General features: G+C 49.6%; 21 protein-coding genes. 15 read left to right on the top strand and 6 right to left on the bottom strand.

Going from position 1 to position 25,344, the window contains the following annotated elements; genetic code table 11:
* Positions 1 to 30 precede the first annotated feature (30 nt).
* From ADS79_RS22510 to ADS79_RS22495, 4 genes are all read right to left on the bottom strand, one after another.
* Positions 31 to 1,485 (bottom strand): polysaccharide deacetylase family protein, encoded by a 1,455-nt coding sequence (locus ADS79_RS22510; RefSeq protein WP_049740586.1) that lies wholly within the window; start codon positions 1,483 to 1,485, stop codon positions 31 to 33.
* A 259-nt stretch (positions 1,486 to 1,744) separates the two neighbouring features.
* Positions 1,745 to 3,169: an aldehyde dehydrogenase family protein gene (locus ADS79_RS22505; protein ID WP_049740585.1), complete on the bottom strand. Its 1,425-nt coding sequence runs from the start codon at positions 3,167 to 3,169 to the stop codon at positions 1,745 to 1,747.
* A gap of 18 nt (positions 3,170 to 3,187) precedes the next feature.
* A complete protein-coding gene (gabT, locus tag ADS79_RS22500; RefSeq protein WP_049740584.1) occupies positions 3,188 to 4,537 on the bottom strand; it encodes a 4-aminobutyrate--2-oxoglutarate transaminase in 1,350 nt (449 codons plus the stop codon).
* A gap of 200 nt (positions 4,538 to 4,737) precedes the next feature.
* The gene (locus ADS79_RS22495) at positions 4,738 to 6,135 is read right to left on the bottom strand and encodes a sigma-54 interaction domain-containing protein (RefSeq protein WP_049740583.1); all 1,398 of its coding nucleotides are present in this window, start codon (positions 6,133 to 6,135) and stop codon (positions 4,738 to 4,740) included.
* Positions 6,136 to 6,423: 288 nt separating this feature from the next.
* Here ADS79_RS22495 and ADS79_RS22490 point away from each other — a divergent pair, with 288 nt between their 5' ends.
* The gene (locus ADS79_RS22490; RefSeq protein ID WP_236700059.1) at positions 6,424 to 7,599 is read left to right on the top strand and encodes a hypothetical protein; all 1,176 of its coding nucleotides are present in this window, start codon (positions 6,424 to 6,426) and stop codon (positions 7,597 to 7,599) included.
* Positions 7,600 to 7,672: 73 nt separating this feature from the next.
* A complete protein-coding gene (locus ADS79_RS36260; RefSeq protein WP_236700058.1) occupies positions 7,673 to 7,960 on the top strand; it encodes a hypothetical protein in 288 nt (95 codons plus the stop codon).
* Positions 7,961 to 7,997: 37 nt separating this feature from the next.
* Here ADS79_RS36260 and ADS79_RS22485 read toward each other — a convergent pair whose 3' ends face one another.
* A complete protein-coding gene (locus ADS79_RS22485; RefSeq protein WP_049740582.1) occupies positions 7,998 to 8,609 on the bottom strand; it encodes a class I SAM-dependent methyltransferase in 612 nt (203 codons plus the stop codon).
* An 89-nt stretch (positions 8,610 to 8,698) separates the two neighbouring features.
* Here ADS79_RS22485 and ADS79_RS22480 point away from each other — a divergent pair, with 89 nt between their 5' ends.
* The 6 genes from ADS79_RS22480 (at position 8,699) to ADS79_RS22455 (ending at position 15,010) form a co-directional block, all read left to right on the top strand.
* Complete coding sequence (locus ADS79_RS22480; RefSeq protein WP_049740581.1) at positions 8,699 to 10,102, top strand: sigma-54 interaction domain-containing protein; 1,404 nt, start codon at positions 8,699 to 8,701, stop codon at positions 10,100 to 10,102.
* A 130-nt stretch (positions 10,103 to 10,232) separates the two neighbouring features.
* On the top strand, positions 10,233 to 10,430 hold the full coding sequence (locus ADS79_RS22475; protein WP_049740580.1) for a DUF3311 domain-containing protein: 198 nt from the start codon (positions 10,233 to 10,235) through the stop codon (positions 10,428 to 10,430).
* Complete coding sequence (locus ADS79_RS22470) at positions 10,430 to 11,908, top strand: sodium:solute symporter family protein (protein ID WP_049740579.1); 1,479 nt, start codon at positions 10,430 to 10,432, stop codon at positions 11,906 to 11,908. The genes ADS79_RS22475 and ADS79_RS22470 overlap by 1 nt, the downstream gene beginning before the upstream one ends.
* A 30-nt stretch (positions 11,909 to 11,938) precedes the next feature.
* Positions 11,939 to 13,033, top strand: a complete 1,095-nt coding sequence (locus ADS79_RS22465) for a C45 family autoproteolytic acyltransferase/hydrolase (protein WP_049740578.1) — start codon at positions 11,939 to 11,941, stop codon at positions 13,031 to 13,033.
* Between the two features lie 173 nt (positions 13,034 to 13,206).
* Positions 13,207 to 13,581, top strand: coding sequence for a BlaI/MecI/CopY family transcriptional regulator (locus tag ADS79_RS22460; protein ID WP_049740577.1), 375 nt, complete (start codon positions 13,207 to 13,209; stop codon positions 13,579 to 13,581).
* A 1-nt stretch (position 13,582) separates the two neighbouring features.
* A complete protein-coding gene (locus ADS79_RS22455) occupies positions 13,583 to 15,010 on the top strand; it encodes a M56 family metallopeptidase (protein WP_141260849.1) in 1,428 nt (475 codons plus the stop codon).
* A gap of 87 nt (positions 15,011 to 15,097) precedes the next feature.
* On the opposite strand, the gene ADS79_RS22450 is transcribed toward ADS79_RS22455, so the two are convergent.
* Complete coding sequence (locus ADS79_RS22450; protein WP_049740576.1) at positions 15,098 to 16,828, bottom strand: sigma-54 interaction domain-containing protein; 1,731 nt, start codon at positions 16,826 to 16,828, stop codon at positions 15,098 to 15,100.
* A 322-nt stretch (positions 16,829 to 17,150) separates the two neighbouring features.
* Between ADS79_RS22450 and ADS79_RS22445 the strand changes: the two genes are divergently transcribed.
* The 7 genes from ADS79_RS22445 (at position 17,151) to ADS79_RS22415 (ending at position 25,300) form a co-directional block, all read left to right on the top strand.
* Complete coding sequence (locus ADS79_RS22445) at positions 17,151 to 17,933, top strand: SDR family NAD(P)-dependent oxidoreductase (protein ID WP_049740575.1); 783 nt, start codon at positions 17,151 to 17,153, stop codon at positions 17,931 to 17,933.
* A 63-nt stretch (positions 17,934 to 17,996) separates the two neighbouring features.
* The gene (gene gcvPA, locus ADS79_RS22440; protein ID WP_049740574.1) at positions 17,997 to 19,433 is read left to right on the top strand and encodes an aminomethyl-transferring glycine dehydrogenase subunit GcvPA; all 1,437 of its coding nucleotides are present in this window, start codon (positions 17,997 to 17,999) and stop codon (positions 19,431 to 19,433) included.
* A gap of 145 nt (positions 19,434 to 19,578) precedes the next feature.
* Entirely contained in the window at positions 19,579 to 21,141 is a 1,563-nt protein-coding gene (gene gcvPB, locus ADS79_RS22435) for an aminomethyl-transferring glycine dehydrogenase subunit GcvPB (protein WP_049740573.1), read from the top strand.
* A 116-nt stretch (positions 21,142 to 21,257) separates the two neighbouring features.
* Complete coding sequence (locus ADS79_RS22430) at positions 21,258 to 22,139, top strand: ABC transporter substrate-binding protein (RefSeq protein WP_049740572.1); 882 nt, start codon at positions 21,258 to 21,260, stop codon at positions 22,137 to 22,139.
* A gap of 71 nt (positions 22,140 to 22,210) precedes the next feature.
* Positions 22,211 to 22,912, top strand: a complete 702-nt coding sequence (locus ADS79_RS22425) for an amino acid ABC transporter permease (protein ID WP_049740571.1) — start codon at positions 22,211 to 22,213, stop codon at positions 22,910 to 22,912.
* Positions 22,909 to 23,631 (top strand): amino acid ABC transporter ATP-binding protein, encoded by a 723-nt coding sequence (locus tag ADS79_RS22420; RefSeq protein WP_049740570.1) that lies wholly within the window; start codon positions 22,909 to 22,911, stop codon positions 23,629 to 23,631. Before ADS79_RS22425 ends, ADS79_RS22420 begins: the two co-directional genes overlap by 4 nt.
* 19 nt (positions 23,632 to 23,650) lie before the next feature.
* Entirely contained in the window at positions 23,651 to 25,300 is a 1,650-nt protein-coding gene (locus ADS79_RS22415) for a M20/M25/M40 family metallo-hydrolase (protein WP_049740569.1), read from the top strand.
* Positions 25,301 to 25,344 lie beyond the last annotated feature (44 nt).

Below are 25,344 nucleotides of genomic sequence, written 5' to 3'. Positions count from 1 at the left end.
AGGTTTTCCTCGCTTCGTCTTATAAAATAATTAACCAAACATATCTGTCATTCTCACAAAGGTGTAGCCTTTGCTTCTAAGCTTATCGATGACAGTCGGGAGCGCCTCCACTGTGTGGATATCGTCTAGCAGATGCAGCAGTATCACGCTTCCGTTTTTCGTCTGCTCCATGATGGCCGCCACGATATCATCCGCACTGTTGCTCTTCACGAAATCGGAAGGTGTCACATCATAGATCGCAACGGTGTGGTAACCGGTCGCTGCTACTGCCCGCAAAGTACGTTCGTCGAATTCACCTGTCGGCGGGCGGAAATACATCGTAGGCTTTTCTTGAATGGCTTCTCTAATGACTCGATGGGCTTTCACAATTTCTTCCTGAAGCTGCTCTGGCGTAATCTTTGTATTCACCTGATGGGAATATGTATGATTGCCAACATCGTGGCCGCCCTCGGCAATCGCTCGTGCCAGATTGGGATTTCGCTCTACACCATCGGCTCGCAAAAAGAACGAGGCTTTTACGCCTTTTTGCTCCAAAATATCGAGGATTTTTGTAACCGCCGCGTCCGTTCCCCAATCGTCAAAAGATAACGCCACTTCTTTTTTGTTCGTTTCTTTTCGATAGATCAACCTGTAGGCAGCGTCATCCATTTTTGCATTGATCTTGGCAGCATCGTATCCTGGAATGGCTTCCAATGGCTTACGCTCGCCGCCCTGCTCAATCAATTGATGCAAGGAAACGAATTTGTACCCGACATCAGCTGCGGCTTCAGCGATGAGTGGAATATCCCCCACCAGCTGTTTGTTTTCTTCCGTATCGATGGCAATAATCCCACCGCGATTGATGTATTTTCGCAAGTAGTGTCGCTTTTCTTCGTCTGTCTCCTTCTGCCAATTGTGCAAAAATAAACTGTACGAAATCACAGCTGCTTGTCCATTTTGAGCGGTTGCCAGACGAATATCGTCATTGTAATCACCCAGCTTGGTCCTGACATACCGTGGCACCACACCTGTTTCCTTCTTGATGACTTGATTTGCCAATTCGATTTCCGAATACAGCTTTTCATACGACAGTCTGGTCAAATCAACCCGACTCAGCGTATTGTTTTCAATTTCGTGCCCTCTGGATAAAATCGTTCTGGCAATATCAGGCTCCTCCGCTACACGCATACCCGGCAGAAAAAAAGTTGACTGAATATGATACCGATCGAGCTCATCCAGGAGTTTCAACATGGTTTCTTTGTCGCCCATGCCGTTAAAGGTGAGCGCGAGCTGCCTTTTTGTCGTATACACGAGCGATACTTCCTTGCTCATTTCCCCTTCGTAGCGAACCATTTTTTGGGCAGGGGCTGAGTTGTCATCGTTCTTCTGCGGGGTGTCACTTCTCCCAAATGGAGCGCACCCTGCCAGCAAAGCCAACATACATACCAGCCAGATTCCGTTCATAAAGAAGCCTTTTTTCCTAGCTGCTGCATTGCATTCTGTCATCTTTTTGCTCCTTCTTTCCGTAACCCTAAACCTACTTGTCTATTGATTAGCATAAGAAGAGAAAGTCGTAGAAACAACAACCAGAATAAGGGATATCCATATCTAGTCGCGTCACATAACACTCTCTATTTTACGATAAGGAAATATACCATTTCTGAACAAAGCAATCCTGTAAATAGGACGAACGTCTCAAAACATCGTTTCCTGGTTAATTGTGGGAATACAAAAAGACGAGCCCCTAGGACTCGTCAATAAATGGCTATAGCTTGATTGCGATTAATTTCAGTTCTGTTAATTCCTCTACTGCATATTTGATGCCTTCACGTCCAAAGCCGCTATCTTTTACTCCACCATATGGCATGTTATCTACGCGGAAGGTCGGAATATCATTGATCATCACGCCGCCCACTTCCAGCTCCTCAGCTGCGCGCATGGCTGCATGAATATCACTCGTATAGATCCCTGCCTGTAAGCCAAAACGGGAATCATTGACGGCTTCGATTGCCTCATCGATAGTCGCAAATGGCGTCACGACTACGATCGGACCAAATACTTCCTGGCAAGAGCAAGAAACATGCGCCCCAACATTGGTCAGGATGGTAGGTGCATAGAGACGATCCGTTACAGCTCTGCCCCCCGTGACAACATGTGCCCCGGCATCGACAGCTTCCTGTACCCAAGCACCCATCCGCTCGTGATCCTTCGAAGAGATGAGAGAGGACATATCCGTTTCCTCTTGCAGTGGATCACCCAGCACCATTTTCTCCGTTGCCGCCTTGAATTTATCGAGGAACTCCTCATACTTGCTTTGATGAATATAGACGCGTTGGAGCGAGATGCATACCTGACCGCTAAAGGAAAATGCCCCCATCACGCAGCGGTCAATCAGCGCCTGCGTAATTTCTACATTGTGATCGATGATGACAGCCGAGTTGGAGCCAAGCTCCAGAGTCACGCGCTTGAGTCCAGCCTTGTTTTTCATCGCGATGCCGACTGCAGGGCTACCTGTAAAGGTAATCGCTGCGATGCGACTGTCGCCGACGAGCTTTTCACCCACAACCGCGCCTTTTCCAGGCAAAATGTTGAGGGCGCCTGCCGGCAACCCAGCTTCGGCAAAAATGTCCGCCAATATCAGCGAGCTGAGCGGCGTCTGACTAGCTGGCTTTAAAACGACTGTATTCCCCGCCGCAATCGCAGGTCCCACTTTATGTGCAACGAGATTGAACGGGAAGTTAAACGGAGTGATTGCTCCAACGACACCGATTGGCTTGCGAACTGTAAAGGCCAGACGTCCTTCGCCACCCGGAGCTGCATCAAGTGGGACGGTTTCCCCGTGAATACGCTTGGCTTCCTCCGCAGCGAATTTGTATGTTTGGATTGTACGCGCGATTTCTCCACGCCCCGTACGCAGCGGCTTTGCAGCTTCCTGCGCGAGAATGACCGCCAGCTCCTCTTTGCGTGCTTCCATGATGGCGACTGCCTTTTCCAAGATCAGTGCCCGCTGGCTGGCTGGCATCTTCGCCATCGCTTTACTCGCTGCTTTCGCCGCCTCGATTGCTTCATCTACATCGCTTTCGTCCGCTTGAGCAATCTCCGCCAGCAGCTCACCTGAAAAGGGGGAGTAGAGAGGTGCATATTCTTTTGCTTCTTTCCATTGTCCATTGATGTAGAGATGCTTTTTCATAGTGACCTCCCGCGCAAATTAGTTCGTTACGTATTGGCTTTTCAGCACATCCGTCATAATATCGAGCGCTTCCTCCAGCTGCTCGTCAGTAATAACCAGTGGAGAGAGGAAACGAAGTACGTTGCTGTGAACGCCAGCAGAAAGTACGATAACACCGGACTCGTAGCAGCCTTTTGTCAGACCAGCCACCAGCTCTTTTGCAGGTGCTTTTGTTTCTGGATCGACAAATTCTACTGCGCACATCGCACCCAGACCACGTACATCTGCGATCACAGGGAAATCTTTTTGCAGCGCGGAAAAATGCTGTTTAATGGTGTCGCCAATGTATTGCGCTCTGGCAGCGAGGTTTTCACGCTCCATTTTTTCGATAACAGCGAGTGCCGCTACGCAGCCAAGCGGACTTCCTCCATAGGTACCACCGATTTCACCTGCATTTGGAGCATCCATGATTTCAGCGCGACCTGTAACAGCAGAGATTGGCAGACCAGCTGCAATCGATTTGGACATGGTGATGATGTCTGGTTCGATGCCAAATTGTGTCGTAGCAAACATCGTGCCCGTACGGCAGAAGCCGGTTTGAATCTCGTCTGCGATGAACAAGATGCCGTTCTTTTTGCAAATTTCATAGACAGCTTGCACAAAGGAGACAGGTGGTACGATGAATCCGCCCTCGCCCTGGATTGGCTCCATGATAACCGCAGCTACTTCTTCAGGTGCTACTTCTGTCAGCAGGAAGTCTTCGAATTGACGAATGCAGAATTGCGCGTACTCATCATCCGTCATAGAAGCTGGCTTGTTCATTGGATACGGGAACTGTGCTTTATACGTTGCCGGAGCAAATGGACCCATCTGGAATTTGTACGGCTTTACTTTGGAGGTGAGCGACATGCCGAGCAGTGTACGTCCATGGAAGCCACGGCTAAAGGAGATGATTCCTGGGCGACCTGTATATTTACGGGCAATTTTCACCGCATTTTCTACTGCTTCCGCACCGCTGTTTGCCAGCATTGTTTTCTTTTCAAAGCTGCCCGGGGTGATTTGTGCCAGCTTTTCTGCCAGTGCTACATATGGCTCATACATGCCTACGTGGAAGCATGGGTGAATATACTTGTCGAGCTGTTCTTTGAGTGCATCTACCACTTCTTTTGGACAGTGGCCTGCGTTCAGCGTACCGATCGCCCCAGCGAAATCAATGTAGGTATTGCCATCCACATCGTTCACCAGTGCACCTGAAGCGGTTTCTACAAAGATCGGCGTATTGTTGCCAACACCCTTTGGAACGTATTGCTTTCTTTTTTCAATCAGCGCCGCTCCTTTTGGACCAGGTACACCTGCAGCTACATTTACGAATTTACGCTGTTTGGACATATCGTATCTCTCCTTCTATAAATGAATGGTTTATTGTAAGAGTTATGCCTTCAGCTACGTAAATATAGCAATACCCGTGCCAACTGAAAAAGCCTGATTTTATTTGCTTTTCAGGATACTGTTTTGCCCTAAAAATTCAAAAATGAATCAAAAGCACAGGAAACCTCGATTCATTTTTGAATTAAATATTACTTTTTGAATTAAATAGACCTGACCTGATATTTTTGCAGCTTCCTCACGACCGATGGCTGACTGATCCCTAAAAGCTGTGCCATTTCGGCGGTAGTCCGACAGCGCTCTGCCGCATAACGCATCCATTTTTCCTCGACCTGCTCCAGCGCTTCCTTCAATGATATCGAAGCGATTCCCGGCTCCAGCATCGCTTGCTCTTCCCCTGCTACACTGATTTCGACCGGCAGCTGCTGTGTTGTAATGATATCCTCGTCAGCCGTTACAACCATCCGCTCCAACACATTTTCCAGCTCCCTCACATTTCCTGGCCAGGAATAGTGCATCAAAGCATGTGTTGCCGGGGGATCTAACCGTTTATCCATCCCGTACCGCTCGTTAAGTGTGCGTATGACGAGCTTGATCAGGGCAGCGGTATCCTCTGGTCTGTTGCGAAGCGCTGGCACCTGAATGGGTACGACATTCAAGCGAAAATACAGGTCCTGTCTGAACTTGCCTTCCTTCACCATCTTCTCCAGATCGCGATTGGTGGCAGCAATCAGGCGAAAATCAACATCGCGATACTGCATACTGCCCACTCGCTGCAGCCGTTTTTCCTGAATGACCTTTAAAAGCTTTGCTTGCAGCGGCAGTGGCAGCTCTCCCAGCTCGTCTAAGAGAAGTGTCCCTTGATTCGCCAGCTCGATAATGCCGGGCTTTCCGTTTTTCCCTGCTCCCGTAAAAGACCCCGCTTCATAGCCAAACAGCTCTGACTCCAGCAAGCCCTCGGGGATCGAGCCACAGTTTATCTCTACGAACTGACCGCCCGCACGTCGACTATGGCGGTGTATTTCTTTGGCGATGACGTTTTTTCCGACTCCGGACTCCCCCAGAATCAACACCGTGGAATCGACCACCGCAACCTTTTTGATCAATCTCTCAATGACTTGCATCGGCTGACTGACAGCTACGAAGCCCTCGTTGTTTTTTTCCCGCAGCTCCTCGATCTCGGTTTCAAATTGCTTTAGCTGTTCCGTCAAGCTTTCATAACGATGCTTCAGCTCCATAATCTCGGTCAAATCATGCGAATAGCTAATGACCGAATGCAGGGAGCCGTCATCGTTCCATACGGGATAGGCCGTCACCATCAGCTTTTTCCCGCCGGGGATGTCCTGCATCGTCGTTTGTGGTGTCCTCGCCTCGATTACTTTACGTGTCACAGAGGGAGAGAATATCTTTTCTTTTTCGAGCTGTATGACGTTTCTGCCCAGTAGCTGCTCTTTTTCCAAACCGTACATCTCGTAGCAGGAATCACCGACCAGCTGAATATACCCTTCTCCATCGGTAATCAATAGGTGGTCGCGAGAGGTGTCGATGATCCCTTCCAATACACGGCTCATCCATTTATCCTGGCTCTCATTGCTCTTCATCCTGCTGCCTCCCTCCTGCGTCAAGGATCGTGCTTCGGGCTACCTATCTAAAAAAGGGACACATAACTGCTTGTGTATCCCCATCGCTTCTATGAACATATTTTCTTCATTATAGGAGAATCGCCCAACACCGACAACCAGTAGACTACGTATGTGATCAAACGTCATTTCTAATGTAACGAAAACGAAAACAATTCATGTCATTTTGAAAAAATAACCAACTCATCCGAAGCGATTAGGTAAAATAGCCAATAGGATCACCATCGACACCGATGAAAGGATGGTTGAATGAGTATATCTGTCGGAGACATTTACTGCGTTTTTGTAGAACAAATGCAAAAGTATGCTGCCTGCCAGGTCACCTCCATACCGGATGCAGCTTCCAAAAAATCACAGTCATTGATCAGCATTGTCGAGCTGGACTGGGCAGGAGAGACGCTGCCGGATGAAGCCGAGCTGCGTCAGATGAAGCCCCTCTATTGCGATTTCTTTTTCTGGAACAACAAACTGGATCACATTTATGTAGAAGCGACGATCCCGAAAGGCTATATATGGATCGGAAATCTGCCCCCGCTCATTACGGAGAAGTCCAAGTCATACGGCACCTGGCACGTCGGAGGTAGCTTTTACCGCCAATGGCAGTGGAATCAAATCCCCGCAGACAAACGCCAGCAATTTAAAGAAGCTGCAAAGGACGATACACTCGTTCAGATTGGCGGCGAGACGATCCGCCGATCCACTATCGTGATCCACCAGCAGACCATGCGCCAAATCCATGATCTCTCTGAGCTTGCCAAGCTTCCATGCCTGACCAGAATTCACACCGCCGAGGCATCTGATCCTCTCATCGCGTATATCCGCAGCAACCCATTTGTGAATGAGCTGCATTTGGACAATCCATCGAGGCGGTCCCTCGACCTGCGCGATACGAATCTGAAGCGACTCCATCTCAATGCTGAAGGCGTAGAATCGATTACGCTTAATAAAGAACTGAACCAGCTTTCCTTATGGGGCGAACTATCTCCCAACCTGCACATTGGAGCAGAGGAGGCGGGACGCTGGCTCACTGTCACTTTTGTGGATTCGCCACCACTTCACTGCGGCCTGGAACAGCTCGGAGCATTGAGTCTTCATAAAGTAACACACGTAGATCTGCTGCCCATCGTTCAAAGCTACCCTGGTCTCCGGGAGCTGCGCCTATCGGGAAAACCAGGCACGATTGCCAATATGAACAGTACCTCACAGCTTGCACAGCTTCGCCTTTTTAGTACACAAGACATCTTTGGCTTCTCTCCTGATGAGTTCCCCAATCCCGACCAGCTCCCGCACCTGACTGCTCTCTGGATGGACAGCTTGCCAGTCGAAGCGGCGAAGTCAATCAAGACACGGTACAAAAAAGAAACGGTCAAAGGACTCAATATGTCCACTTACGAAGCCGCGCAAACAGGACTGGTTAGCCAGTAATCTTGAAAATCCTTTCCGGGACTGGGATGGACGCGAAAATATTTCCGCTGCGACTTACAAAAAAGCCATGGCGTTGTACAAAAAGATGCTCACAGAATTCTCCGTCATCGAACAGGAAGTCAGCGTTACGTGGACGAATGAAAAACTACATGAAGCACTCAGCCTGTTGGTCAAAGAGTTCACGGAGACCTTTAACAAGCTGGACAAGCGAACCGGTTTTATTGAAACGGTCGAACGGGAAGAAATTTATGTCGTGCTAGACGAGCTGCTGGAGCCTGTCAATGAGAAAGCGGCTGAGGTAGGTCTTGAAGTTGACGTGAAAAGACTGTTTGCAGTCTTTAATGAACTGCGAGATTTTTAAAGGAACAAAGGATACGCTAGCCCGTCCCATCCCTCTCTCAGGTGACGGGTTTTTTCAAGCACCACGTACTCATACAACGCTGCCCAGCAACATTTACCGTTTTAATCGGCTCAAACAGCGTACCTTTGAGTGCCGCCGTAGTCTCCAGCATCATTTCTTCGTCCATTAGAAAACGGGTACTTCCGTCCGGCAGCAAGTATCTTTGATTGCCTAGCGGCTTGATCCTATCTTCTATACCAATCGATGAAGCCAAACGAATAAACATCATTCCACCTGGTGCCAGAACCCGCCACAGCTCCTCGATCATTTGCAGAAAATGTGCCTTGTCCTCGGCAAAATGCAAGACCGCGTTGCTGATAACAAAGTCAAAGCTCTCCGCGGCAAAGCTCATGCGCTCAACCGCCTCTACACGCGCCTGCTCATCGGACCACCCTGGCGCAAGCGTCGCTCCAAGGTTCCGAACCGCATGTATCGCGTCCTCCGAGCGATCTACCGCGAACACCGTATAACCATTGCGCAAAAAATAGACCAGGTTGCGCCCGCTGCCACAGCCGGCATCAAGAATGCGCATATCCTGCGTAATACGTCCCTTTACCAACTGATCAAGCAAGTAGATATCGATATGGCCAAACTGCTCAGCGAGATTCATGCTTCATCCCTGCCTTTGTTTTTTTCTCATTCTAACATGCTATACTAGTGGCATTTAGCGTCTACCTGCTAGAAAGGGGGATCATCCATATGTTTGCCCTAAACAACCTAGACAGTCTCCTGGAGTTATTCTTCGATGGCGTCATTATCACCGACAAGGACGGAATGATTGTCAAAGTAAACAAGGCCTATCTGAAAATAGCAGGAAAAACAGCAGATGAGCTGATCGGCAAGGATATACGCAGTACAGTCGGAATCAGGCTTCATTCCAACGAATCCAGCACGATGCGGGTACTTGAGGAAAAGCGCCCGGTAACGATCATGCAACGCTCCACATCTGATTCAGGGTACAAAGAGTATATGACTACCGGGATGCCTATGTTTAATGAGCAAAACGAAATCGAGTTCGTCGTGAATTGCGTCCGTGACATGACAGAGCTGAATGAACTGAAGCAGCATTTGAGCCGTGCCGAGCAGATGAATCAGAATTATCTGGAAGAGATCAAAAATTTGAAGCAGCAGCAGGAGCATGAAAACGGGCTGGTCATCTACAGTAAAGCCATGCTGCATGTAAAAGAAGCTGCGACCAAGGTCGCCTCCGTAAACTCTCCTGTGATGCTGCGTGGCGAATCTGGAGTCGGCAAGGAAGTAATCGCCAAGTACATCCACCACCGAAGCAAGCGGGCAAAGGGAGCTTTTATCAAGGTGAATTGTGGAGCCATCCCTGCCTCCTTGATGGAAAGCGAGTTTTTTGGTTATGAGACGGGAGCGTTCACCGGAGCGAACAAAGAGGGGAAGCCAGGCTTTTTTGAGCTTGCCGATAAGGGCACACTTTTTCTGGACGAGATCGGGGACATGCCTCTGGATTTGCAGGTAAAATTGCTGCGTGTTTTGGAGGAGCAAGAGTTTCGCAGGGTCGGCGGCGTCAAAACAATCCGTTCCGATGTCCGCATTATCGCTGCAACCAATCAGGATTTAGAGGAAATGGTCGAGCAAAAGACTTTCCGCAAAGACTTGTACTACCGGCTCCAGGTTTATCCGATCCTGATTCCTCCGCTGCGTGAACGAAAAGAAGAGATTCCATTTTTCATCGAGCATTTTCTGCAACGCTACCAGGAAAAGAATGCGATCCAAATTCAAATCGCCCAGGAAGCCATTCATGTGCTTTGTCAGTACGACTGGCCGGGCAACATCCGGGAATTGATCAATGTCATGGAACGAATGGCGATTTCCTGTTCCAACGGTGAAATATTGCCCGATCATTTGCCCAGAGAGCTGTTTGGCAATCTCGGCAGAATCATTCCCAAGACGTTTGCTGAAGAAGTTGAGCTGTTCGAGTTTCAAGGGATGAAACGAGCTCTCGCCTTGCATAAATCAACGCGAAAAGCTGCGCGCGCCCTGCAAATGAGCCAGCCTACCTTTGTACGAAAAATGAAGCAATATGAAGTCAAATATACAAACGATCCAAAAATGGATCACAAAAACATGCAGTGATTTATATTTGGATCGTTTTTTCCCAATGCCAATGGTGAAGTCACCTCTGTGACGGTATTTTCACTGTTGGCATTCTTTTTGCTTTAAGGGCTTTGTGAGGCAAGCAAAAAAACATAAAGGAGGGCTGATGATGAATCGGATTCATGTTTTGGGACTTATTCCTTTTATCGGGATGCTTGGGGGGATGCCTTTTGCCAATAAAGCGACCCCTTATGTGCTTGGGATGCCATTTTTACTGTTTTGGATTGTACTGTGGGTCGTTCTGACATCAGTCGTGATGGCCATCATCAATGCAATTGATCCGGCGAATCAGAAGGAGGACATCTGATGAATATTTCAATGCTAATTACGTTTGCCTTTCTGGTTGTCGCCATCCTGCTGGCCGTTCGCGCTAGTCTTGGCAAGAAAATGAGTTTGGAGCAATGGGCTGTTGGCGGTCGCGGTTTTGGAACCGTTTTCGTGTTCCTTTTGCTCGCTGGGGAATTTTTTACGACGTTCACCTTTTTAGGTGGGAGCGGGATGATCTATCAGGTCGGCTCCCCTGCTTATTACGTGCTCGCGTACATGACCTTGGCCTATGTATTTTCCTACTATCTGCTGCCTCCGATCTGGCGGTATGCCAAAGAGCATTCGATTGTCTCAATCTCTGACTTTTTCCGCAGCAAATATCAGAGCTCGTCGCTCGGTATGCTGGTTTCTGTCGTTGGGATCATCGCTTCCGTTCCGGTCGTGGTTCTGCAATTGAAAGGGCTGGGAATCATCGTTTCAGAAACCTCCTACGGGATGATCTCACCGATCCTTGCTGTTTGGATTGGAACCATCGCTGTGACTGTATATGTGATGATTTCCGGGATTCATGGCGCTGTCTGGACGGCTGTAATCAAGGATATTTCGATCGTGCTTGTCGTCGTTTTCCTTGGTTTGTATTTGCCTTATCACTACTACGGTGGCTTCCAGCCGATGTTTGAAGCCGTACAAGCTGCCAAACCCGCTCACCTGACCCTCCCGGAAAAAGGACAGAGCCTTAGCTGGGTCATTTCGACAGTGCTTTTGACAGCGGTTGGCTTCTACATGCAGCCCGGTTTGTTCGCAGCGGCGCTGTCAGCCAAAAGTGAAAAAGTATTCCGTCGCAATACCATCGTGATGCCGCTCTACACCTTGCTGCTGATCTTCGTCTTTTTTGTCGGGTATACCGCGATCCTGCAGGTTCCCGGCTTGCAAGGAGCAGATGGCGACTTGGCCTTGCTGCGCCTCTCGATCCAAACCTTTGATCCATGGTTCATTGGGGTGATCGGCGGAGTTGGACTCCTGACGGCATTGGTTCCGACATCGGTCATTTTGCTCACGATCGGGACACTGTTTGCGACAAACATTTACAAGCCGCTCACCAAAACGACCAATGAGGTTCGTGTGGCCAAAGTAGCGAAACTGACTGTGCCTGTCGTGGCATTCATCGCCCTTTATTTTGTCATCAACGGCGGAAACGCGTTGTATGCTCTACTATTGATGTCGTTTAGCCTGATTACCCAGCTGTTCCCGGCTCTTCTACTCAGCCTCCTTCCGAAAAATCGGATCAACAAATACGGAGCCTCCTGGGGAATTATTGTCGGCGTTTCCACCGTCGTGTATTTGACTATCACCAAGACGACGCTCGCTACCTTGTTCCCTGATCTCCCGCAAGTCGTAAAGGATTTTAATACCGGCTTTATCGCACTCATTTTGAACATAGTAGTCGCAATGCTTGTCACGATGGCAACAAATAAAACTCTGGTTCAAAAAGAGTCGATCACCACCCAGCATGGCTAAACCATACAGTGAAACATGGAGGTTATCAGCATGTCATTTCCACACTTTCGTATCAGCGGTACTGCTTTTGAGCGCGGACAGCAATTAGGCAGGCTCGCCAAACAACAGATCATTCACAACATCGAAACGTACAAGGTTCTTTTCTGGGAAATGGCCAAAGTGAAATGGGACGCAGCACGCGCTCATTCTGCCCAGTATATCTCCTGGATTGAGCGCTACGATGCCGAAATATTGGAGGAAATCAGAGGCATCAGCCATGGAGCCGAGCTCGACCTGCTTGATCTGATCGTGCTCAATGCCCGCAGTGAAATTATTACGAATCTGGCAGGCAAGGACGTCCCTGCAGATGGCTGCACCAGTATGGCGGCTGTTCCAGAGATCACGACCGGTCAAGAGATGCTGCTCGGTCAAAACTGGGACTGGAACAATCGGATCAAGCCGGGAATGATTGTGCTCGAAATCGATCAGGCTCCCCGCCCCACGATCTTGATGGTAACAGAGGCAGGAATTGTCGGCAAAATCGGCATGAACAGTGCGGGGGTCGGTGTTTGCCTGAACTTCCTCGGGACAACCGAGCGCCAGATGGGGGTACCGATTCATATTGTGCTTCGCGGCATTCTCAACAGTCACACACTGCCACAAGCAATCGGACAAGTCGCCCGCCTCACTCGCGGTACCTCTGCCAACTATTTGATCGCCCATAAAGAAGGCGAGGTCGTAGATGTAGAGACAACCCCGAGCAACTACGACGTGCTCTATCCGGACAACGGCTGGCTCGTCCATGCGAATCATTTTATCGGACCGCGCAGTATCTTGATCGAGGATACCGCCAGAATCATGTCTCCTGACAGTCACTTGCGCCAAGGGCGTGCGAGCAAGCTGCTAGCCCGTTATGGGAATGGCGTGGATACAACGGCATTCAAGCATATCTTTTCCGATCACGGCGCATATCCGGACGGCATTTGCAGACATGGAGAAACGCAGCCTGTAGACCTCGGTCGCCCAATGATTTCCAGCACGGTGTTCTCCATCGTCATGAATTTGTCAGAGGGAACATTTGAACTCTCTGGCGGTCAGCCTTGTACGGAGGCATATGCGAAATACGGATTTTCGGCAGTAGAATAGCAGATGCTACTCGCACGCTAGTTTGATACTTTTCCCCTCAGTGAAGGTACTCCCTCAGCTGAGGGCTTTTTGTATTTTTGTAAGAACATGGTTGACAACTAACGATTACGACTGTAATCTTAAAAACATCAACGACTACAACTGTAATCGTCAATCAAAGGAGGTATATCATTTTGGACGAGCTCCCGCGCATCTCGGATTCCGAGTGGGAAATCATGAAGGTCTTTTGGGCAAAGTCACCCGCTACGGCCGCTGATGTCATCCATGCTTTGCGAGACAACAAGAGCTGGAAAGACAAAACGATCAAAACATTGATCAGCCGCTTGCTGCAAAAAGGGATTCTTACCTACGAGCAAGTCAATCGCGTCTATTTCTATACCCCCACGATCAGCGAAGAGGAATGTAAACGGACAGAACGTGAGTCCTTTTTGCAACGCGTGTACGGTGGGGCTCTTAAGCCAATGCTCGTGCACTTTTTACAGGAGGAAAAGCTTTCCTCCCAGGAGATTGCAGAGCTAAAGAAAATCCTGACAGACAAGGAGAAGTAATGTGATAGAGACACTCCATCATTTTCTCACGCATTCTTTTTCCTGGGCGCTTACCAATTCACTGCAGGCCAGTATCCTCGTCATCCTCATTTTGCTGTGTAAGCTTGCTGGCAAAAAGCATCTAACCGCGAGATGGCACTATGCAGTCTGGTCTCTACTGATCATGAAATTGGCTATTCCATGGTCGCCAGATAGCTCCATCAGCTTGTATAATTGGCTGCCTTCCTTTCGCTTGGGGGCCGATCAGGAAACAGCCTCCCCTTATCAGATGACGGGCTACACAGAAGCGACAGGAGCAGCTTTCCATAGCGAGTCAGCTCTCCCACTGGATGCTGTCCAGTCAACGGACACCATCATCTCCTGGTTCAGCGTGCTTTCTGTCATTTGGCTTGTTGGGGTGATCGCGCTCCTGACAAAAACGATTCACACCATGTACAAAGTAAGCTCCACGCTAGAGAAAGAGCCGCTCGTGTGTAATCCTCATGTTCTTCTCATTTTTGCTCGCTGCAAGGAGCAGATGGGCATTACTGAAAAGCTGCCTTTACAGAGGAGCAAGCTCGTGTCGAGTCCCACCCTGGCAGGAATCTGGCGGCCGTGCATTTTGCTGCCGGATCGACTCATCGATACATTGGACGAGCAAGAGCTACGCCATATTTTCCTCCACGAATTATCTCATTGGAAAAGACACGACATCACAGTAAACAGCCTGATGAGCTTTTTGCTTATCCTCAACTGGTTCAACCCGCTGCTCTGGTATGCGGCATCCCGTATGCGCCGGGATCAGGAAATTGCCTGTGACGCTTTGGCCCTTACCTACATGAAAGAGGCAGAGGTACAAAAATACGGGTTTACCATGATTAAGCTGCTGGAGCAATGCAGCGGGCAAAGGACTACTGCGCTCACTGCCAGCTTTTCCAGCTCACGAAACCATTTGAAAAGGAGAATCGAAATGATTAGCAACTTTAAAAAGAAAGCATACACGTGGACCGCTTCCGGGATCATCGTTGTTTTGGCGCTTGGTGTATTCACCTTGACTGATGCCAAGCAGGTCTTCGGCAAACAGCCAGCCTTTATCGCACCAGTAGAGGGAACGATCAACAGCTCCCCGAAAGCGAAAGGGATTATGATCATCAATGCCCTGAACACCCCTGTTCATGCAGCCGCGGCTGGCACCGTCATCGCTGCAGATTACGATAGAAAAGCAGGCAATCAGGTCATCGTGTCACATGACGGCGGCTATCAGAGCGTATATTCTCATTTGGAAAAACTGGAGGTCGCTCCAGGTGCCACTGTATCACAGGGACAGATTATCGGCTTGTTGGGAAGTACCGGGCAGAGCACTGGCCCCCACCTCTATTTTGAATTGCTAAAAGATGGTACGGCTGTCGATCCTCTAGCAGTGTTAGCAGACACAGCCGCAAGCAATTAGCTTTTTAAATACTCTTTTTGCAAGCAGAAAAAGGACAGCCCATGCTCCGGCTGTCCTTTTTACATACAACGATCCCGTTCCTTCTGTTCACGAAATACCTAATGCCTTTAGCTTTCGATACAAGGTTCGAATGCCTATCCCAAGCTCACTAGCCACCTCCATCTTCCCCTTCAAATCCGAACCATGTCTCTGCAAAGATGCACGAATGGCATCCGCCTGTACATCCGCTATGCGTTCCCTGATAGCTGATCCACTGGAGGCACTGACCGTTCCTGACAGTAACCGCGGTGGCAAGCTGTCTGGGGTAATCGTGGTTCCCGTCTCCATATTCATCGCGTACTCGATGACATTCTCCAGCTCCCTCACATTACCCGGCCAATGGTAAGAGGCCAATATCTCCATCGTTTTCGGAGCGATACCAGCAAAGGTTCGCCCTGTTTTTTCTCTGCATGTTTGCAAATACGACAAAGCAAGCAGCTCGATATCTTCCTTTCGCTCGGCAAGTGCTGGGACATGGATCGGAATGACATTCAATCGGTAAAACAGATCCGCCCGAAAAGCTTTCTGCTCGATCAGCTCCTCCAGATTTTGATTAGTCGCAGCGATGATCCGGACGTTGATCGGGATTGAGCGAGTACCGCCAACCCGTTCGATCACCATATCCTGCAACACCCGTAACAGCTTTGCTTGTAAGGGTAGAGGCATATCCCCCATCTCGTCCAGGAAAAGCGTACCGTTGTTGGCCATTTCAAAACGTCCCGGCTTGCCCCCCTTTTTTGCTCCCGTAAACGCGCCCTCCTCATGCCCAAACAATTCACTCTCGAACAAGCTCTCCGGAATGCTTGCACAGTTAATCGCAACAAACGGATAGTAAGCACGGGTACTGGCTTCGTGGATCGCTTTCGCCAGATGTCCCTTGCCGGTTCCCGTTGCACCCGTAATGAGTACGGTAGAGCTGCTGTTTTTTATTCGCCCGGCCTTTTCCTTTAGCTGCCTGATAGCGTGGCTCTTGCCTACAATCTGTTCCAGGCTTCCCTTTGACTGCTTCGTCTGCCGCATAGAGGTCGCTAGCCATTCACTGGTAACACGCAGCGCACCTCCAATGAACTGATCATTAACCATAATCGGTGTCGCTTCTACCGGTGCATTCAGTTTATCAATCAGACAGTTCGCGACAGGCATGGACTGCGTGGACAGAGAGGACAACGATGGCATAAACATCTGGGAGATATCTGCTGGCAGCAGGTCTTTTTGTGCTAAAAGTGAACGGGCACTTGCATTGGCGTGTACGACATTGCCGCTTCGATCAAAGGTGAGGTAGGCATCTGATACAGTATCGAGCACTCCTTCCAGCAGCTGGTCGTATGGATGGTACGGCTCGAGCTTCCCTGTCTGGGTTTGAATGATTGTCGTAATCATTCCGCTCACTTTGGTCAAAATTTGCTGATATTTTTCGGTATGCTTCGAGAGACGATGTTGCCCTTCCTTTGTAAACGATGTAAGCGAGACAACGCCAATAGCATGATTCGCTACCTTTATGGAAGAAAGCAGCTCCACTTTGGCTGGACAGCTTTCCAGGAACCTGCATCCAACGCACATCTCCATGGAGCCTGGTTTATCAACCAGAAAATCTCCCCGTGACAAGACGAACTCGATAGACGGGATATGTACGTTTTCCCCTTTCTGCTTCAGATACCGCTCCGTGCTCACCACTAATAAGCCACGCTCGTTGATCACAGCAGCATCCACGTTCAGTATATCCGAGATGCCCGTGATGACTTTTTCGATAGCTGGCTTGCATCGTTCCAACGAGACCATGGAAACCCATCCTTTCCGCATCGTTCCTTTAGAGTTTATTAAATATTTTGACATCTGACAAACATTTTGCCAATGCTGTCAATGATTTTCGAAAAAGTGGCTACTGGCTTGCCAAAACAGACAAACACTTTGACAAAATTGGCAATAACTGCGCGATTCCTTCTCCAAAAAGGGACCTATAAAACTGCGATTTAGTTGCATGATCACGTAATCCAACAGCTTCCGGGCGAGATGTGAATGCTTTGGCACAGGGCTTGCATTCATAAAAAAGCAAAGCAGCACCATCACAAAAAGATTCATTTCACGAAGGGAATGATCCTACTTGCTACATACCAATGACCTGTTCAAATTAGAAGGAAAGGTAGCTTTAATCACAGGTGGCGCTTCTGGAATCGGATTTGCGACAGCAAAGCGATTGGCCGAATTTGGCGCAAACGTCATGCTGCTTGATATTAACGAGGAGCTTGGTGAAACAGCTGCTCGCCGTATACAAGATCTAGGTGGTGCCGCACGATTTTTCAAATGTAATGTCGTATCACAGGAAGAATGCCGCCAAGTGACGGAAGCCATCGAGGAAGCCTACGGCCGTATCGATATCCTGTTTAATAACGCGGGCGTCATTCGCCGCAAAACGGTGGTAGAGCTGGAAGAGCAGGATTGGGACCTGGTGATAAACGTGTCCCTGAAAGGTGCGTACAACCTCTCCAAATATGTGATTCCCATCATGACTAAGTCGGGTGGCGGCAGCATTATCAATACAGGCTCTGGCTGGGGAATCAAAGGCGGCGACAAAGCAGCAGCTTACTGTGCAGCAAAAGCCGGTGTTGTCAATCTGACACGTGCCATGGCAATCGATCACGGCCCTGAAAATATTCGTGTTAACTGCGTCTCGCCTGGCGATACGGATACACCACTATTGCGTGAGGAAGCCCGTCAACTAAACAAAGAGGAAAGCGCGTTCCTCGTGTCATCCGCACAGGGTCGTCCCTTGGAGCGTCTTGGTACGCCGCAGGACATCGCCAATGCCGTTCTGTTCTTTGCCAGTGACCTGTCCGCTTGGGTAACCGGTTCCGTTCTAGTCGTTGATGGCGGAGGACTGGCCTAGCATTTCCCAATGATTTTTATGTCTGAATTTTTCGAATAAATAACAGGTGGAGGGTACGAAAAGATGAGTGTAAAACGTTTTGCACACCCCTATATTCCCAATTCTGCTCCCGAAGTAAAGGAACAAATGCTGCGTGAAATCGGCTTTTCCAGCATCGAGGATATTTTTGCGGATATTCCCCAAGAGCTGCGCCTGCAAGAGAAGATGAACATTCCGCCGGCACTCACCGAATATGAGCTGGATCGCCACGTAAACTCGCTCATGAACAAAAATCAAACGACCAAAGAAAATATCAGCTTCCTCGGTGCTGGCTGCTGGCCACACTTCATTCCTGTCGTATGTGATGAGATCAATTCACGAGCGGAATTTTTGACAGCCTATGCAGGGGAGCCATACGAGGATAAGGGCCGTTTCCAGGCACTGTTTGAATACCAGAGCTTGGTTGCAGAGCTCGTAGACATGGATGTGGTAAATGTTCCGACATTTGACTGGGCACAGGCAGCATCCACCGCACTACGCATGGCCGCTCGCATCAACAAGCGCACCGAGCTGCTCATTCCCAAAAACATTAACCCTGACAAGCTTTTGATTATCAAAAACTATATGTCTCCCGATCTAACCGTTACGCTGGTTGATTTTGAAAACGAAACAGGCGCTCTGGACCTTGGTGATCTGAAAGCCAAGCTCAGTGCCAACACAGCTGCCGTCTACTTTGAAAACCCGACGTTCCTCGGATCCGTGGAAGCAAATGGTCAGCGAATCGCTGATCTGGCCCATGCTGCTGGCGCCATTTGTGTTGTTGGTGTAGATCCCATCTCGCTCGGCGTCATGGAAGCACCGGCTAATTACGGAGCGGATATCGTTTGCGGCGATTTGCAGCCTCTAGGCGTGCACATGCATTATGGCGGGGGACAATCCGGCTTTATCGCTACACATGATGACCCTATCTACGTCATGGAATATCCGTCCCGTCTCTTCGGAATTGCACCGACCGTCGTCGAAGGGGAATATGGCTTCGGGGATGTGGCTTACGACCGCACCTCCTTTGCCAAACGAGAGAACGGCAAGGAATCCGTCGGCACGCAAACGGCGCTGTGGGGCATAACCGCAGGCGTTTACCTCGCTACGATGGGACCAGATGGCATGGAAGAAGTAGGGCAAGGCATTATGCAGCGCTCCCAATATGCAGCGAAACAGCTTTCAACTATTCCAGGAGTCGCTATCAAATTCTCTGCTCCATTTTTCAAAGAGTTTGTCGTCGACTTTACGCAAACAGGCAAAACGGTAAAAGAAATCAATGCAGCTCTGCTTGCCCAAGGCATCTTCGGAGGAGTCGATTTGACCGGACACTTCCCTGAGCTGGGACAATGCGCACTGTATTGCGTAACCGAAGTGCACACCCAAGAGGACATCGACAAGCTAACAGAAGCCATCCAGAGTGTCATGCAAGTTAGGAAAACCTCTATCGATGCTTCTTCAATGAGGAGCGACCGCGTTTAGCGGAAAGTTTTACCGAAGTTATGCCGGATGCGGACGCTGAGGCACCTTGTCATGCGCTCCAAAATTTATAAGCGTCTCGCTTATAAATTCTTATACGTTCAAAAAGTGTAAACACCACAAATCAGCGAAGGAGACGATCGACGAGATGAAACGGATACCAAGAGACCATAAAGTAAGACGCTTCCATCAAGCAAAATGGGATGAGCCCGTCATTTTTGAGCTAAGCCAGCCCGGCGAACGCGGTGTAGAAGTACCGCCCGTAGAACGTGAAATCACTGCTATCGTAGGCGATGGTGTATCGCAATTACCAGATGGGCTGCGTCGCAAAAAGCGCCCGAATCTCCCTCAAATCAGTCAGTTTCGTGTCATTCGCCACTACTCTCGCCTCTCGCAGGAGGTGCTGGGCGCAGATTTCAACGTGGAGATGGGGCAAGGCACCTGCACGATGAAATACTCCCCGAAAATCAACGAGCGCTTTGCCCGCTCGCCGAAAATGGCAGAGCTACATCCGCTGCAGGATGAATCCACTGTACAAGGCATGCTGGAAATGACTTACAAGCTCGATCTATTCCTGCGCGAAATATCAGGCATGGACAAATTTTCGTTTCAACCGGGCAGTGGCACACAAGCTTTGTTCACCCAAGCCTCCATCGTCCGCAAATATCATGAAGCACGTGGCGAAGGAGCGCAGCGCAACGAATTCATCACTACCCACTTTTCCCATCCGTCCCAAGCAGCGACAGCCGCGGTCAAAGGGTTCAAGATCATTTATGTACCTGTGGACGAAAACGGCTACCCTGACCTGGAAGCATTAAAAGGACTCGTATCGGAGCGAACAGCCGCCTTTGCCGTTGCGAATCCCGAGGATACCGGCATCTACAATTCCCGGATCAAGGAGTTTACGGATGTGGTGCACGCTGCGGGCGGACTTTGCTGCTACGATCAGGCGAATGCCAACGGACTTTTAGGTATTACACGTGCACTGGAAGCGGGCTTTGACATGTGCTTCTTTAACCTCCACAAAACCTTCTCCATTCCGCATGCCTGCGGAGGTCCAGCGACTGGTGCCATCGGGGTTACAAAAGCATTGGAAGAGTACCTCCCTAGTCCATTGGTCGACTTTGATGGAGACAAGTACTTCTACCGCCGCGAGCTGAAAAACTCCATCGGCAAGGTGCGGAGCTTTTACGGGGTTCCACCAGCAGTCCTGCGTGCATACGCGTGGATTCGTGCGCTGGGCGCAGAGGGCCTTACAGAAGTTGCCCAGATCGCGTGCCTCAACAACAATTATTTGTATCATAAAATCTTGCAAATTCGCGGAGCAAGCGCCCCGTATATACAAGGCCGCCGTCTCGAGCAGGTGCGCTACAGCTGGCAGCAGCTAAAAGACGAAACCGGGGTCAACACATACGATGTTCAGCGCCGCATGAGCGATTTTGCGCACCACTACTGGACCAGTCATCACCCTTATGTTATTCCCGAGCCGTTCACGCTGGAGCCGACCGAGTCGTACTCCAAAGCGGAGCTGGACGAATACATTGCGGCTCTCACGCACATTTCGGAGGAAGCATACCAAACGCCCGAAATCGTAAAAACAGCCCCACACAACAGCACAGGCCACCGCGTCGAAGAGTCGGTACTCGATGATCCCGAGCAGTGGGCTATCACCTGGAGAGCCTACCTGAAAAAAACTGCGATGAATGAGTAGCACTGGCACAAGTGATTCGAGAAGAGGGCACGCAAAAGCCCTCTCCTCTTTCATACGCAGCACAGGCAAACCAAGCAAGGCGTTTATTATTCCATATCTGTCTGGGGGATTCTCGTATGAAAAAACAAAGATTGTTTCCTGTTGCACTGCTGGTAGGCTCGCTCGTGCTCTCACTTCTAGCTGGCTGCGGGTCGAATGCAGCTCCGTCAACAAATAGCAATACACTACAAACAACGCCAGCTGATGCAAGCGCTTCCACAAATGCCGGTTCCACGCCTGCGCAGCCTGCTGCTGAAGAGAAAATGAAGCTCGTACATGAAGGAAAGCTGACGTTTGCGATGAGCGGCTTGCTAAAACCGCTCAACTACAAGGACGAAAATAATGTACTGACCGGATTCGATGTAGAAATCGGCAATGAGATAGCCAAACGCATCGGCCTTGCAGCAAACCCGGTAACAAATCCATGGGAGACCATCCTCCAAGGGCTGAAAGGAAACAAGTACGATGCCATCATCGGCAGTATGACCCATACCGAAGAACGAGCCAAGCAGGTAGACTTCACCGAGCCCTACTACATCTCCGGCGGCCAAATTTTCATCGCTGAATCAAACGACACGATCAAATCCAGAGATGACTTAAAAGGTCAAATCATCGGCGTCGTACAAGCAAGCACGCACAAAGAAGTGGCGGAAACATTGACCGACAAGGAAAAAGTAAAAGGCTACCCAACAGATATTTACGCCTTGCAGGATCTGGTTCCAGGACGTGTCGCTGCTGTCATCACGGACCGCGTCGTTGGTACTTCCGCGATTAAAAACCAAGGGCTGAAAATCAAGCCCATCGACGAGGTATTAAACAAAGAGAACATCGCTATTGCCGTGACCAAAGACAATCCTGTTTTGACCAAAAAAATCAATGAAGCCATCAAATCCATGATCGACGACGGCACGTATGAGCAAATCAGCATGAAATGGTTTGGTGCAAACCTGTTGAAGTAACACGTTTGTTATAGCTGGTGCGCCGGGATTTCTGGCGCACCTTCCATACTTGCTACGGGGGTATGTCAACGATGGATTTTTTCACGAATATCACGGACATTATCATGCATCACGGAAAAGCATTTCTTGAGGCGGCCTGGGTCACCGTTTCTCTGACGGCTGTTTCTCTCGTCATGGCATCCGTCATTGGACTTGTCTTTGCCTTTTTCAAAGTATCCGGCGTATTTATTTTACAAAAACTGGCAGATGCATATATTTTCGTCGTACGAGGCATGCCACTGATCGTGCAGCTCATGTTCCTCTATTACGGCATTTCCAGTGTCATCGTACTCTCTGACTTTACTGCGGGAGCTCTCGCGCTAGGCATCCACTCTGGAGCTTATATTGCGGAAATCTTTCGGGGAGCAATCCAGTCGATTGATCGCGGTCAGATGGAAGCGGCGCGTTCCCTCGGAATGCCTTATGGCTTGGCGATGCGGCGAATTGTCCTGCCGCAGGCGTTCAAGTGTGCAATCCCGCCTTTGGGCAACCAATTTATCATCGGCTTGAAGGATTCTTCACTCGTTGCCTACATCGCCGTGACCGAGCTGTTTAACCGGGCACTGTCCGCCCAAGCAGACAACTTCATGCCCTTTGAAACGTATTTTGTCGTCGGGCTTTACTATCTGGCGCTCGTCGCTATTTTCTCGTTTATTTTGAATCGATTGGAAAAGCGGCTCGATACAAGCAAAACTCCCCTCCCTCCTCGCAAGCATAAAGAGGTGGCAGCATGATCAAGGTACGTAATCTTGCAAAGTCATTCGGTAGTCTGCAGGTGTTAAAAAACATCTCGCTGGAGATTAAAAAATCAGAAGTAGTGGTACTGATCGGGGCAAGCGGCTCAGGAAAAAGCACGCTGCTGCGCTGCCTGAACTTCCTCGAAATGAAGGACTCAGGTGAAATCGAGATCAACAATCAAGTGATTGATGTGAAACACACGGATCTGAACAAGGTGCGCGAACACGTAGGGATGGTATTTCAGCATTTTAATCTATTTCCCCATATGACTGTTCTGGAAAATGTAATCGAAGCCCCGGTCCATGTAAAAAGAAAAACGAAGGCCGAAGCAACAGAAAAAGCCATGCAGCTGTTGGCCCGTGTAGGGCTCACGGACAAAGCGCATGTCTACCCGGAGCAGCTCTCTGGTGGACAGAAGCAACGGGTGGCGATTGCACGAGCTCTCGCACTCGAACCAGACGTCATGCTGTTTGACGAGCCTACCTCTGCTCTCGATCCTGAGCTTGTGGGAGAGGTGCTGGCGACGATGAAGGATTTGGCGCGTGAAGGTATGACGATGGTCGTCGTTACGCATGAGATGGGCTTTGCTCGCGAAGTAGCGGACCGCGTCATCATGCTCGCTGACGGAGAAATGGTAGAAGCTGCCCATCCAAGCGTTCTCTTTTCCAACCCGCAGCACGATCGGACAAGACGATTCCTCCAACAAATCCTATAAACCAAACGAGGTGGATACTATGCTACAAAGCCGTGACGCAATCATAAAACTAACCGATGACCTGGTTGAAATAGAAAGCGTGGTCAACACGAAGGGTGAAATCGTTGTCGCTACTCATCTTTACGAGCATCTGAAATCATTCCCTTACTTTCAGCAAAATCCCGACCAATTGATCATTTCGCGAACCGTAAATGACGAGATAGAACGCTACAACGTGCTTGCGTTTGTCAAAGGCACCAAGCAGCCTAGCAGTAAAACCGTCATTTTAATGGGCCACACTGATACAGTGGGCATCGACGATTACAACCACTTAAAGGACAAAGCGTGCTACCCTGCTTCTCTCATGGAAGCGCTGAAAGAAGAACCGCTGCCTGAGCTGGTCAAACAGCAGCTAGAGTCTGGTGACTGGCATTTCGGTCGCGGTGTGCTCGATATGAAAAGCGGCGTAGCCAGCCACGTCTTTTTGTTGCAATACTATTCCGAGCATCCGGAAGAGCTGGCGGGAAACTTGCTACTTCTGGCCGAGTGCGACGAGGAGGACAGCTCGCACGGCGTACTTTCTTCCCTGAAGGATCTGAAAAAATGGCGGGAGGAGCACGGCTTCGAGTACATTGCGCTCATTAACTCTGACTTCGTCGCTCCGCGTTACGATGGGGACCCGAATCGCTATATTTACAAAGGTACCGTAGGCAAGCTGCTGCCATCCTTTTATATCACCGGCTACGAAACACATGCAGGCTCTGCCTTTGAGGGTCTCGATCCCAACTTTATTGCTGCTGAGCTGACACGACAAATCAGCTACAATCCTGATCTGTGTGACGAAGCGTATGGGGAGACCCCTGTTCCGCCCGTTTCCTTGAAGCAGACCGATTTCAAACCGACCTACACAATCCAAACGGCACTGTCTGCCTACGTTTACTACAATTTTTTCATTCATACCTGGTCGCCGAAGCAGGTTCTCGGCATGTTAAAGGAACAAGCCGAGATCGCTTTTGAAAACGCCCTGACGCTGCTGCGTGACCGTCATCGCCGCTTTTGCGAAAAGAGCGGTCAAGCCTGGACTCCGCTCCCTTGGAAGACACGCGTTTTGATTTACGAGGACATGAAAAAAGAGCTGGTTGCAGAGCACGGCGATGCCTTCCTCTCACACATGAGGCAGTTCAAAGAGCAGCTTTTGCAAGACAAGAGTCTGGATGTACGGATGTTCTCAGCGCGCGTCGTTGAAGAAGAAGTCAAGTGGACGAAAGACAGAAACCCGGCCATTATACTGTTCTATTCCTCGCTTTATTCGCCTCGCATAGAGCTCGTTGGCAAGGATGAGCGGGAGCAAAACCTGATTACTGCACTGGAGGAGGCAGTGGAAGCAGTCCAGCCACACTACCCGCATCCGATCGTAACCCGCAATTTCTTCCCATATGTCTGTGACATGAGCTGTGTAGCCTTGTCTGATGATGAGGAGGGCATTCTGGCCATCGAAGAAAACAATCCGAGCTGGGGTAGCAAGCATTATGTAGACTATCGGGATATCCGTGATATCAACGTACCCTGCATCAACATCGGACCCTACGGATACGATGCGCATAACCGCTTTGAACGAATGGAGATTGCTTATTCTACAGAGGTCGTTCCCTCTGTGACCGACGAAATCATCAAGCGACTGTTGAAATAGAGCAAAAGCGCCAGTACCTTACCTTTCAGGTGCTGGCCTGCTTT

The sequence above is a fragment of the Brevibacillus reuszeri genome, assembly GCF_001187725.1.
Classification (GTDB): domain Bacteria; phylum Bacillota; class Bacilli; order Brevibacillales; family Brevibacillaceae; genus Brevibacillus; species Brevibacillus reuszeri.
Note: the sequence above shows the minus strand (reverse complement) of the source record. Positions and strands in the feature narration are given on the sequence as shown.